11 protein-coding genes and 2 riboswitches are annotated in these 12,681 nt (G+C 44.9%); of the genes, 10 read left to right on the top strand and 1 reads right to left on the bottom strand.

Annotated elements, in window-relative coordinates; genetic code table 11:
• The first annotated feature begins 186 nt into the window (after positions 1–186).
• From GLW00_RS12790 to GLW00_RS12830, 9 genes are all read left to right on the top strand, one after another.
• Complete coding sequence (locus tag GLW00_RS12790; RefSeq protein WP_160914643.1) at positions 187–678, top strand: hypothetical protein; 492 nt, start codon at positions 187–189, stop codon at positions 676–678.
• Positions 679–946: 268 nt separating this feature from the next.
• A riboswitch (TPP riboswitch) is annotated at positions 947–1,055 on the top strand.
• Positions 1,056–1,267: 212 nt separating this feature from the next.
• Positions 1,268–2,602, top strand: a complete 1,335-nt coding sequence (gene dsdA / locus GLW00_RS12795) for a D-serine ammonia-lyase (RefSeq protein WP_160914645.1) — start codon at positions 1,268–1,270, stop codon at positions 2,600–2,602.
• Positions 2,603–2,812: 210 nt separating this feature from the next.
• Positions 2,813–3,868: a PQQ-dependent sugar dehydrogenase gene (locus tag GLW00_RS12800; protein WP_160914647.1), complete on the top strand. Its 1,056-nt coding sequence runs from the start codon at positions 2,813–2,815 to the stop codon at positions 3,866–3,868.
• Positions 3,869–4,056: 188 nt separating this feature from the next.
• Positions 4,057–4,165, top strand: a riboswitch (TPP riboswitch).
• Positions 4,166–4,321: 156 nt separating this feature from the next.
• Positions 4,322–5,020: a thiaminase II gene (tenA, locus tag GLW00_RS12805; protein ID WP_160914649.1), complete on the top strand. Its 699-nt coding sequence runs from the start codon at positions 4,322–4,324 to the stop codon at positions 5,018–5,020.
• A gap of 3 nt (positions 5,021–5,023) precedes the next feature.
• Positions 5,024–5,638 carry a thiamine phosphate synthase gene (locus tag GLW00_RS12810; RefSeq protein ID WP_160914651.1) on the top strand — a complete coding sequence of 205 codons (615 nt, stop codon included), beginning with the start codon at positions 5,024–5,026 and terminating at the stop codon, positions 5,636–5,638.
• Complete coding sequence (gene thiO / locus GLW00_RS12815; protein WP_160914653.1) at positions 5,635–6,762, top strand: glycine oxidase ThiO; 1,128 nt, start codon at positions 5,635–5,637, stop codon at positions 6,760–6,762. Before GLW00_RS12810 ends, thiO begins: the two co-directional genes overlap by 4 nt.
• A complete protein-coding gene (gene thiS / locus GLW00_RS12820) occupies positions 6,759–6,962 on the top strand; it encodes a sulfur carrier protein ThiS (RefSeq protein ID WP_160914655.1) in 204 nt (67 codons plus the stop codon). Before thiO ends, thiS begins: the two co-directional genes overlap by 4 nt.
• 2 nt (positions 6,963–6,964) lie before the next feature.
• Entirely contained in the window at positions 6,965–7,732 is a 768-nt protein-coding gene (locus GLW00_RS12825) for a thiazole synthase (protein WP_160914657.1), read from the top strand.
• A complete protein-coding gene (locus GLW00_RS12830) occupies positions 7,729–8,748 on the top strand; it encodes a thiazole biosynthesis adenylyltransferase ThiF (protein ID WP_160914659.1) in 1,020 nt (339 codons plus the stop codon). Before GLW00_RS12825 ends, GLW00_RS12830 begins: the two co-directional genes overlap by 4 nt.
• A 236-nt stretch (positions 8,749–8,984) precedes the next feature.
• Here GLW00_RS12830 and GLW00_RS12835 read toward each other — a convergent pair whose 3' ends face one another.
• Entirely contained in the window at positions 8,985–11,306 is a 2,322-nt protein-coding gene (locus GLW00_RS12835; protein ID WP_160914661.1) for a BMQ_0737 family morphogenetic spore coat protein, read from the bottom strand.
• A 208-nt stretch (positions 11,307–11,514) separates the two neighbouring features.
• Here GLW00_RS12835 and GLW00_RS20820 point away from each other — a divergent pair, with 208 nt between their 5' ends.
• Positions 11,515–12,501, top strand: coding sequence for an Ltp family lipoprotein (locus GLW00_RS20820; protein ID WP_202412489.1), 987 nt, complete (start codon positions 11,515–11,517; stop codon positions 12,499–12,501).
• Positions 12,502–12,681 lie beyond the last annotated feature (180 nt).

Raw genomic sequence — 12,681 nt, forward strand, 5'->3', positions numbered from 1 at the left:
AAGATCCATCTTCAATTCCATTTCATTGAAATATATTTCTCCTTTCTGATAAAGTATATTTTATAATGTCAGATTGTACAGAAGGATATCCCTATGGTTCTTTTTAGCTATGAGTTTGAGACTGTAGGTGTTGTATATGATTAACAGAGGTCACAGTATAAATATTTATAGTTTGGGTGATGCTCTATGAGTTGTTATTTTACAAATTTAATCAGAGATCCTAGTTTTATGGGGGCATTATTAGGGGCTTTAATTACTGGAGGAATTGCGATATCAGTTTTTCTTTATCAGAATTATCTTGAGAAGAAAAAAGAAAAAGAACATCACAAGAAGGTGTACTACAACATTCGTAAACCCTTAAAGTTGATTAGCGATTCCATACCCACCCTTCAAGAAAAGTTAAGTGAGGAGCTGATTTTTAATGCCAGTGAGATATTAACATATAAAAATTTGTTTGATATAGCTTCTAAGCTAATTGACGGTGTTGAGGCAAAAGACATGCCAATTGATTTATTAGAGAGTTACTTAAAAATAAAAGATTCTATCGATGGTTTTAAAATATACATTTCTGCAATAGAAGAGAGACAGAAATTAAATGGCTTTTTTAAGCAAGAATTCTTAGATGATATAGAGGTTTTTATTAAATATTACAAACAATTAGAAGAGTACTTTAAATAGAGAATTAATATCAACGTTCATCAGATAGTTAAACTATATTAAACAGTAAGTCTCCACATATAGACAAAATTAGCACTTTCTTCTAAAAACCTTCGGAAGCTAAACGCTATATTAAGAAATAAAGTAGGAGTTATTATTGATGGTTTTTAATTTAAAAGAGTCATTGTTTCTCTTAGGTCCTAATGTTCTTTTTAGATATAGTTTTCCACGAATGTTATGCCAATGATTATGAGCATGTTACGATATCATTGAAATCAAAAAATCATAGACGATCCACTAGAGGTGCCTTCTCATAAGACTGAGATTAAAGTGTAGCTTTAAGACTCTTAGAACCTGATCTGGTTGATACCAGCGTAGGGAAGTGGCGGTTGCGTATATCTTAAGCTACATATAGATTTTTACACATGAAACCACTTTCTTCGCGCATATGAAGAAAGTGGTTTTTTTAGCGTCTGGATATAGATGCATAAATTAAGGTGCCTGACCCCCACTTCGCTAAAGTGTTAACGATTCGGGGCCGCCACTTCACATGTATCCGCCTCATTAAATTTGTGTTAACTTAATTACAAACCATTTTAAGGAGGATTTGATGGTTTCTAAACTTAAACATAGCAGCGAGGAAGAATTGATCAATCAGTTAAAAAACAAGAAGGAAACGTTCTGGCCAAACACATCGCTTCAAGCTTATCAAACGTTTGAAAAAAATCTACCTATTCCTACCAAAGCCCTTCATGAAGCAGAAATGCTTCTTCAAAGATTTACTCCATATTTAGCTAAAGCATTTCCAGAAACCAAGAAAATGAACGGAATCATTGAATCTCCCATTCGCGACATACCTTCTATGCAGCAGGAATTGGAAAAGCGATCTCAGCAATCCATTCCTGGCCATTTGTATCTAAAGTGTGATCATGACCTTCCGATAGCTGGGTCCATAAAAGCGCGGGGAGGCATTTATGAAGTATTAAAATACGCTGAAGGGCTTGCAATAAAACATGGAAAGCTTACAAAAGATGACGACTATTCTAAATTAACCAATAGCGAATACAAGCAGTTCTTTTCCAACTTCTCAATCGCTGTAGGTTCAACAGGTAATCTGGCTCTAAGTATAGGCATCATGAGTGCTATTTTAGGTTTTCAGGTGACTGTTCATATGTCCGTGGATGCGAAAGAATGGAAGAAAGAGCTACTCAGGGATAAAGGTGTAGTGGTGGTGGAGCATGATAAGGATTTTTCTTTTGCCGTAAACGAAGGACGGAGACAGTGTCAGGAGCAAAGGAACTGTTATTTTATTGATGATGAAAATTCCAAGGATTTATTTTTAGGCTATGCCGTAGCTGCTTTGCGCCTTAAAGAGCAATTAAAACAAGAGAATATCACGGTTGATGCGGACCATCCCCTGGTGGTTTATTTACCTTGCGGGGTAGGAGGAGGTCCTGCGGGGATCACTTATGGACTGAAGTATGTTTTCGGGGATCATGTGAACTGTTATTTTTCAGAGCCAACCAGCTCTCCTTGCATGATGCTTGGACTTGCCACAGGTAAACATGCGGACATTTCTGTTCAGGATATCGGGCTTGATAATAGGACGGAAGCGGATGGATTAGCTGTTGGACGACCATCAGCTTTGGCAGGCCGGTTGGTAGAAAATATGGTGAACGGCATTTATACGATCAACGACGAAAATTTGTACAAGCTTTTAGCCCTTTTGCATGAATCTGAAGGTATTTCCCTCGAGCCATCGGCACTTGCGGGCATGTCCGGCCCTATTTCCATTGACATTCAACAACAGTTAGACCGGATGTATGGCTCCCGTTTAAGTCAGGCGACACATTTAGTCTGGGCAACAGGTGGAAGTTTGGTGCCAAAAGATATTATGGAAGGTTTTGTTTCTAAAGGGACATCATTTCTTCTTCAGGAGGAATAGGAGAAACTAACCTGTTGAAAGGTCCTTGTGACACAACTGTCAAGCCAGGGGCGGTTCGTCCGCATCTATTCTTCCTTCATGATACAAAGGAAAATAGCATATTTTCCAAATAGAACACTTCTAATCAATTAGAAATATGGGAGTGAAATGAGGGAGCACTAGAACTGCATCCACTTCAGATAAAAGTCGAAGAGGGAGGAATACTTTAAATTGAAAAAAATCATAACGCTATTGATCTCTACCTTCTTTTTTATAGCAGGTTGCTCTGATAATAAACAGGAAGAATCGCCACTACCTGTTGAAGGTTTAGAAGTTATAGCAGATAATCTGGAAGTTCCGTGGTCCATCGAAAAAAGGGAAGATACCTTTTATTTAACAGAAAGATCAGGGAACATTGTCAAAATAAAAGATGGTGAAGTAGAAAGACAAAGCGTAGAGCTTGAAGAAGATGTATCCACAGCTTCAGAGGCAGGCCTGCTTGGTTTTGTTCTTGCTCCTGACTTTTCTGAATCGAACCTTGCCTACGCCTACTACACGTATGAAGATGGGGAAGAACAATTTAATCGTATTGTAACGCTTCGGTTGGAAGATCGTGTCTGGAGAGAAGAGGATCTGCTTCTTGATCAAATCCCCAGCGGTACTTACCATCATGGAGGAAGACTTAAAATAGGACCTGATGAAAAACTCTACGCTACAGCTGGGGATGCTTCTGATCGTGAAATAGCACAAGATCTAGATTCATTAGGTGGGAAAATTTTAAGAATGAACTTGGATGGATCCATACCAGGTGATAATCCGTTTGCGGGTTCCTATGTTTATAGCTTTGGACATCGCAACCCTCAAGGGATGACTTGGTTATCGGATGGTACGATGTATGCAAGTGAACATGGGGATAATGCAAACGATGAGATTAATCTGATTGAAGCTGGTGAAAATTACGGTTGGCCGGTTATAGAAGGCTCTGAAGAACAGGAGGGAATGGTTTCGCCTCTATTCACTTCTGGAGATAACTCCACCTGGGCACCATCTGGAATGGACAATTTCGAAGGAAAACTTTTTGTGGCAGCATTAAGAGGATCTGCCGTCTTAGAATTCGACCTCGAAACAGGTGAATCCCGCGAAGTGATCACTGGTCTTGGAAGGATTCGGGATGTACAGATTAAGGATAACGATCTTTATTTCATTAGTAATAATACAGATGGGCGTGGCGATCCACAGGAAAATGATGACAAGCTATATAGAATCTCACTCTCAAATTTGGAATAACTACTGAAGAGTAACCGGTCAAAATCGTTCCATATGATAGAGCGCTTCCGTCACGAAGCGCTCTTTGTTATATATCTTTTCTATGAAATGTTAGACGCTCTAAAAAGTTACCATCACTTAGTTTTTCGAGGAATGTTTTGACAATTATTTAGAACATGTTACGATATCAATGAAATCAAAAATCATAGACGATCCACTAGGGGTGCCTTCTCATAAGGCTGAGATTAAAGTGTAGCTTTAAGACTCTTAGAACCTGATCTGGTTGATACCAGCGTAGGGAAGTGGCGGTTACGTGTATCTTAAGCTACATATAGATGTTCACACATGAAACCACTTTCTTCACGCATATGAAGAAAGTGGTTTTTTTAGTGTCTGGAAATAGATGCATAGAGTGCTTGCGTCTTATTTCTTTTTTCCTTGACCGTGGATCGTCGGGAAAAGGAGAGTTCAATCATGAAATTTTCACAACAAATTCGCGAAGCGGTGGATCCCATTTGGGAAGCAAGTTTCAACCATCCTTTTGTCAAAGGGATTGGAGAAGGGACGTTATCGCTCGACCAGTTCCGATACTACGTGCTTCAGGATTCTTATTATTTATCCCATTTTTCAAGAGTCCAGGCGATGGGTGCAGCGAAGTCAGAGGATATGAAAACAATGGCCAGTATGGCATCTCATGCTCAAGGGACGTATGAAGCAGAGATGGAGCTTCATGAGAACTTTTCCAAAAGGCTCGGGATCACAGAGGAGGAGCGCAACCAGTTCACTCCTTCTCCGACGTCTTATGCCTACGCATCCCATATGTACAGGGGAGCCTACCACGGAGACTTGGGAGAGATTATCGCTACGATTCTTCCGTGCTATTGGCTTTATTATGAAGTCGGGGAGCACTTGAAAGATCATCAGCCGGAAGAACCGATTTATCAGGAGTGGATTGGCACCTATGGCGGGGATTGGTTCCGGACGCTCGTAGAGGAACAGATCCAGCGGCTGGATGATCTGGCGGAAGTGAAATCGGAAGCTGACCGTGAGCGAATGAAAGAGTTGTTTGTGATCAGCAGTCAGTATGAATACATGTTTTGGGAAATGGCTTATGTCATGGAAGCATGGCCGTTTGATATGAGAGCTTCTCTCTTGGCAGGAAAAGGAGAGTGAATCGTGAGGCCATCCATTCACTTGATTTCGACAGGAAAGCAGACGTTTTCTGAACTAACCGAGACAGTGAGCGCGGTCCAACAGGAAGTTGATTTTCTCCACATTCGGGAAAAACACCGCTCGGCTGCTGAGATTTTTGATGGGATTCAACAGGTGACGGAGGCAGGTTTTCCAAGGGATCGTATCATCGTCAATGACAGGGCTGACGTTGCTTTTGTAGCAGGATGTTTCGGGGTACAGTTGACTCACCATAGTCTCCCAGTCGCACAAGTGAAGCAAACTTTTCCCGGCCTGAATGTAGGGAAATCGGTACATTCTTTAAAAGAGGCCATAGATGCGGAACAGGAAGGAGCGGATTTCCTCCTATACGGAAATATCTATCCCACCGCCTCCAAGCCTGGAAAAGCGGGGGAAGAATTGAATTCGCTCCGTGAAATCATCCGGCATGTAGGATGCCCGGTCGTTGCTATCGGTGGAATAACTCCAGAAAGGGCAGGCGGTGTCATTCATGCAGGAGCTCAGGGCATCGCTGTCATGTCTGGCATTCTACAGGCGGAGGATCTTGGTGAAGCAGCACAGGCTTACCGGAAGGAAATCGATGGAGGGAGGATGTTATGAAAAAGCATTATGAAACGATTGTTGTCGGTGCTGGTGTGATCGGCAGTTCCATCGCCTATCATTTGTCCAAGCGTGGACGCTCTGTTCTTCTCCTGGAGCGAGGGACAATCGCCTGCAAAGCATCTTCAGCTGCCGCTGGCATGCTTGGAGCACAGTCGGAATTAAAAGACGGGAACGATTCTTTATATTCACTCGCTACAGCAAGTCGAGCAATGTTTCCAGCGCTGGCTGAAGAATTGAAAGTTTATAGTGGCATTGATATCGGATTGCAGCAAAACGGCATCTATAAAATTGCTACAAATGAAGGAGAAAGGGAAGAGTTAATCGCCTATGGGGAAGTTCAAAGAAAGCGCGGGGAGGAAGCGAGATGGATGGAGCCTTCTGAATTGCAAAGAGAAGAGCCGGCGGTGTCTTCCCAGCTGAGTGGTGCTTTATTTCTCCCGAATGACGGGCAAGTTTCCGCTCCCGATTTGTCGAAGGCTTTTGCCATGTCAGCGGTAGAGCTTGGAGCCGAACTTTTAGAATATACCGATGTACAAGGTTTATTTAAAGAAGGGAATCAAGTCACAGGCGTGAGAACCAATCGAGTAGACGTAAGCGCCGATCATGTCGTAGTCGCTTGCGGGGCATGGAGTGAAGATTTGCTTGGAAAACAGGAACTCGGGATGGATATGTTTCCGGTAAAAGGTGAATGCTTTTCGGTGAAAACGAAGCGCAGGCTCATTCAAGGGACGCTCTTTTCAAAGGGGTGTTACATCGTTCCGAAGGCAGGGGGGCGTTTGGTGATCGGTGCGACAGAAAAGCCTGGTACATTTGATGAAACGGTAACCTTGGGTGGGTTATTTCCCTTGATCAAAGCAGCGACTCAGTTAGTTCCGGAACTTGTTTTTGCGGAGTGGGAAACAGCCTGGACCGGACTTCGTCCACAAACCAAAGCTGCCATTCCATATCTGGGCCCGCACCAGGAATATGCCGGACTTTTTATCGCTACCGGACACTATCGCAATGGCATTTTATTGTCCCCGATCACAGGAAAGGTGATCGCTGACTTAATCGAAGGCAAGGATGTTCCTCATGAATGGATAACTACTGGGAATTTATCACGTGGAGGGGTGAACCTATGAAACTACGAATCAATGGGGAGTGGCTGACCGTTCCGGAAACGGTCGATACAATCGGTGAGCTTCTGGGTCATTTTCAATTGGATCATAGGGTGGTCATCGTTGAACAGAATGAAACCATTCTCGAGAAGGAATCACGATCAAATCACAAGGTGCAGGATGGAGATATCATAGAGATAGTACAATTCGTAGGAGGAGGATGAAGATGTTGAAAATTGGTAACCAGGAATTTAAGTCTCGTTTATTGTTAGGCACAGGAAAGTATCCGGATTTTGACGTTCAAAAAAAAGCGGTGGAGGCATCAGGCACTGACATCCTTACCTTTACCGTAAGGCGGATGAATATTTTCGAACCGAGCCAGCCGAATTTCCTTGAACAGCTTGATGTAGAGAAATATACGCTCCTTCCGAACACAGCGGGTGCGAAAACGGCAGAAGAAGCGGTCCGACATGCTAAACTCGCTAAAGCTTCAGGGCTTTGCGATATGATCAAGGTAGAAGTGATCGGCTGTGACAAGACGCTACTGCCGGATCCTGTAGAAACGCTCAAGGCAACGGAAGAGCTGATCAAAGAAGGATTTACGGTGCTTCCGTACACGTCCGATGATGTCGTGCTTGCCCGGAGGCTTGAAGAATTGGGTGCTCATGCGGTTATGCCGGGAGCTTCCCCGATCGGTTCTGGACAAGGGATCATCAACCGTGAGAATCTTCAATTCATTATCGAACAATCAACGGTGCCAGTCATTGTGGATGCCGGGATCGGATCGCCGGCTGATGTTGCACAGGCGATGGAGCTTGGAGCAGACGGTGTGTTATTAAATACCGCTGTTTCAGCAGCGAAAGACCCAGTGAAGATGGCCGAAGCGATGAAACTAGCGATTGAAGCTGGGCGCCTCGGGTATGAAGCAGGAAGAATTCCGAAGAAACGCTATGCCACAGCCAGCAGCCCGATGGAGGGAATGAGCCGGACATGAATGAACGCTATTCCAGGCAGACGCTTTTCTCTCCCATTGGAGAAGCCGGTCAGAGAAAAATAAGAGACAAACATGTGCTGATTCTTGGGGCAGGTGCACTTGGAACAGGAAACGCAGAAGCCCTCGTCCGTGCGGGGATTGGACGGTTAACCGTAGTAGACCGCGACTATGTCGAGTGGAGCAATCTCCAGAGGCAGCATTTGTACTCAGAACGGGATGCCGAAGATCGAATCCCAAAAGCGGTAGCAGCGAAACAACGGCTGTCGGAGGTGAACAGTGACGTACAAGTGGATAGTTACGTCATGGATGCGACGCCATCTGAAATGGAACGTTTGTTAGATGACGTCGATCTCATGATTGATGCCACCGATAACTTTGACGCCAGGATGATGATGAACGACCTTTCACAAAAATACCAGATCCCATGGATTTATGGGGCATGTGTGAGCAGTTATGGCATCAGCTATACCATTCTTCCGGGGGAGACCCCTTGTTTGAACTGCCTCCTGGATCAAGTGCCCCGCGGTGGTATGACTTGTGATACCGCTGGGATTATCAGTCCTGCTGTGCAGATGGTCGTCGCTCATCAAACCGTTGAAGCTATGAAAATACTAGTGGAAGTCTGGGAGGCGGTCAGTCGTAAGCTCGTTTCCTTTGACCTGTGGCAGAATCAGTATACATCCATTGATGTATCCAGGATGAAGAAGGAAAGTTGTCTTTCTTGTGGAGACGATCCTGCTTATCCATTTTTAGAATACAGCCAGCAAATGAAAACGGCTGTATTATGCGGACGTGATTCTGTTCAAATCCGTCCTCCGGCAGACGGAGAATGGAATTTAGAAGAGGTTGCCGGTGCTCTTGCTAAACAGGAAGGGCAGGTAGAACAAAATCCATACCTTATTTCTTTTACAACGGAAAACAAGCGGATTGTCCTTTTCAAAGATGGGCGTGCGTTGATCCATGGAACGCAGGATGAGACAGAAGCAAAGACACTTTATCACCGGTACTTTGGCTAGGTCATCTGCATGAATTTCAAATCTGTGGTCTGGCTCAGGGCATTGTTTTTAGATTAAAAGGATATCCAAAATAGGGGAAGTTGATATAAGTCCCACTCAAATTGGTGCATTCAACAAAGCCCTTTAATCATTAATAAAAAGAGCTGCCCCCCACTCCGTTAAATGATTAACGTGGTGGGGGGCAGTCATGTGATTGTTATTTTTTAAAAGAGAAGAATGCACCTGCAGACCCGTAATTACTCCGGAATCGGTGGAACCACTTCGTTATCTACTAAATCGAAGGCATTCAAGTCCATACCGTACATCATACCAGTTGTCGTGAACCCTACAGGAGCATCTGGAGAAACGGTATCCAGTGCGGTTCCCCAAGGCAACGCCACATCCAAGCGGTTCCGGACCACTTGAATCTGGTCGGCGGTAGGAGCGGTTGTGCCTCCGAATCGATAGTCAACGAACACGGCTAAGCGGTTAGGGTTCGGGTTTGTAATATCGTTCTCCTCTAAGAGGATGGTATCAACTTCTGGGAAATCGTTGGGAAGGAAAATAATCGAGCTTCCTGAACGGTCCTGGTGATCAATGGCATTCCGCCTTACGAATATGGACACATCCGTATAAGCAGAAGTTGCGAACAATACGAATTGGGAATGTCTTTCCATGGTGTTGTCATCGATCAGGAACGTGCCGCTGAATTGATCGGTAGGAGTGTCCTGTTGGAACCGGATGGCCGCTCTACTGACAGCCCCGCCTAGGAACGAATTATCTTTAATGTTTGTAACACCGAACGTTCCGCGTATTTCCAGCGATTGCTCATCGCCTGTATGGTTTAAGGTGTTGTTTTCTAAAGTAAAGTCCTCTACATTTACAATCAGCGTTCGTTCTCCACCGGTCAAAATTGAATCTCGAATGGTGATGCCGCTGTAATAGTCGGCGACTCCACGAGCTGGAATCCGCAATAGTGTTTCATCTCCGGTAACTCCACTTGTGGTCCGGCTCAAACTCAATCCCTCAAGCGTAATGTTATCGGCCTCAAGAGAGATGGTGGTTTCGTCCGTGAACACACCAGGGAACGCGACATCCGTTAGGGCGGCTGAAAAACCTCTGATCGTCAGCGGTTTATCGATGACCAACTCGGCTGTCTGCGGATACTCTCCTGGAGTGACGAGGAGGGTATCTCCGTCGTTAGCATCGGCAACCGCTACAGGAATCAAGTCATAGAATGTTTGCTGGTCGACGTTGAATATGCGTCCGCCTTGAAGGGTGCAGGAGATACCTGGCGGGAATGGAACAGCATCCGGCGGGCAAGGGATGCATGCTTCTGAAGTCCTTTGCAAAATGATGCTGCACGTGTCGTTGGCACAGATCAGTGTTTCTCCGCACGTTTCATCACAAGGGAAGCAGACGATATCGCCTTCTGCAAGCCCGCCGCATTCTCCCTGGATGGTCGTGACTTCATACACACACGTGGGAACGAAACACGAGAATCCCTCGGGAAGAGAAACAGCATCCGGTGGACAAAATAGACACGCTTCCTGCGTCCGGTTCAGGGTCAACGTACAAGTTCCATTCGAGCACTGCAGTATTTCATCGCACGGTTCATCACATGGGAAACAAATCAGGTTTCCGACGGCAATCTCCCCGCACTCGCCCTCAACGTCCGTAACCTCATACACACAGGAAAGCACCGGAACTTCACATGCGAATCCTGCCGGAAGCGAGACGGCTTCTGGAGGACACGTCGTACAGGCAGCATCCGTTAAACTCAGCAGTAGCGTACATTCCCCGTTCGAGCATTGCAGAATTTCATCACAAGGTGTTTCACAAGGGAAGCAGACAACGTCACCGAGGGCAAGGCCCCCGCATTCTCCATCCAGCTCTGTAATTTCATAAAGACAGAAAACCGGTGGAATGGTAACCGTCACGGCCGCATCCACTTGGGTTTGGATCCAGTCGTATACACTTTCTGTACGGATGCAGAGGTTTTCCTCCTGCTGAGGATTGACTTGTAATGGCTGTGTAAGGAGAACCGGCAGTTTTTTCTCACAAGTATCGACTTCGTCGTTTCCGAAGACAGCAGGACACTGGGGTGGTCGCACCGGATCCGGACACGATATCTCAATCTGTTGTTCCCTTGGATTGCAAAAACCTGCTTCGATGTCCACGACGACAGAAGCCGTAGATTGCACATCTTGACACAAACGAAGGATGACACCTATTTCTGTCCCTTCCTCGGTTGTCATTACGGTACAAATGTGACAGGATACATCGGTTGCCTGGGCCACGATGTCTGTTCCCGGTGGGGCGCATAAATAATACCTTTCACAAACAGTGAAATCAGCAGATCCCGTCGACCCGTCTTCAAGAGTCACCGTCACGGTTCCAGTTATCCGAATATATACGAGCTGCAGGATGACCTCTACACCGCTTGGCAGGATGAAGACCTTCTCTTCACGCCCCCCTGGCTGTGGAATTTCCTCGTAACTCAGGTTCGTAATCGTACAGACACTGTTATCATCTGCCTGATTGATGGTGAATCGGTTTTGTTCTGGATTCAATACCATATCGAACCTCCTTTTAATAAATTTATTTGTTATCGATGTAGTATTTGTATGCATGTAGTCAAGCGCTGGGGAGGGCATGGGAATGAAATAGACGGATGTATAGAGCGATAGAAAACGTCTGAAGAGGATGAATGAAAAAGGAAAGTATCGCTGTTCACTTAATATAATGGAAGGAGCTGTTTAAAAACGAATAAAGAGGAGGTTGTCAGTGGAGACAATCTTAATGATTTTAATGCTGGCGTCTTTAGCAGGTGTGATTGTTTTCTTTGCATTAGCTTTTGAAAAAGGGAAAGGAAACAAACGCAGAGATTTCATGAAATCTGGAGGTTGTCTATACGCATTTCTGGCTCTAGTTGTGATCCTGGGGTCCAATGATGGAATTCTTCTAGCATTCTTGCAGGTATTCATGCTAACCGCCTTTCTGGGAGTCATCATCTTTACTGCTTTAGCTTTCGCAAAAGGAAAGATTAACAGGCTGAAGAACTTTGCGATGGCGGGTGGATGTCTGTTCGTACTTCTCGTCCTCGCGCTGGTTGTAGGATCGATCAGTGATGAAGCACCTGTTGCGAAAGAGGCTACAGCTAAAGCTTCCATAGAAGGTCAAAAGACGGATTTGAACGTCAATCAGGAAGAGGAAGTTAAAGAGAAAGAAGAACAGGAGGCTAAAGAACAAGCCCAAAAGGAGCAGGAAGAAAAGGAAGCTAGAGAGCAGGCCCAGAAAGAACAGGAAGAACGGGAAGCGGAAGAACAAGCACAGAAAGAGCAGGAAGCCAAAGAGGCTGAGGAACAGGCGAAGAAGGAAGCAGAAGAGAAAGCCAAGAAAGAAGAAGAGGAACGTAAGGCGAAAGAAGAAGCAGACCGGAAAGCAAAGGAAGAGGCCGAACGTAAAGCTAAAGAAGACAGCGTAACTGTTTCTCAAAAGCAGGCGGTTGCTATGGCTGAGCATTACATTAATTTCATGGCATTCTCGAAATCCGGGTTGATCGATCAATTGGAGTTTGAGGGATTCAGCACAGAAGATGCTACTTATGGTGTAGAAAATATATCGGTGGATTGGGAGGAACAGGCGGTGATCAAAGCCCAGGAGTATCTTGATTTTACGGCTTTTTCGAGACAGGGTTTGATTGATCAGTTGGTTTTTGAAGGTTTCAGTAAAGAACATGCAGCGTATGCGGCCAGTCAAGTGGGGTTGTAATCCCGAGGTGGAATCGTAACAGGTGAAAAGACAAATTTGCAGGTGCTAAAAGGTTGGATTTACTTAACAGGTCGAATATGATTCTAAACATCACATACAAAAGAGCGCTTCGTGACTGAAGCGCTCTTTGTCTATTACTACCGGTTTGCGACAGTTTCTTCAGTACATTCTCCTTCAGAA

It is taken from the genome of Halobacillus litoralis (assembly GCF_009856445.1).
GTDB lineage: Bacteria > Bacillota > Bacilli > Bacillales > Halobacillaceae > Halobacillus > Halobacillus litoralis.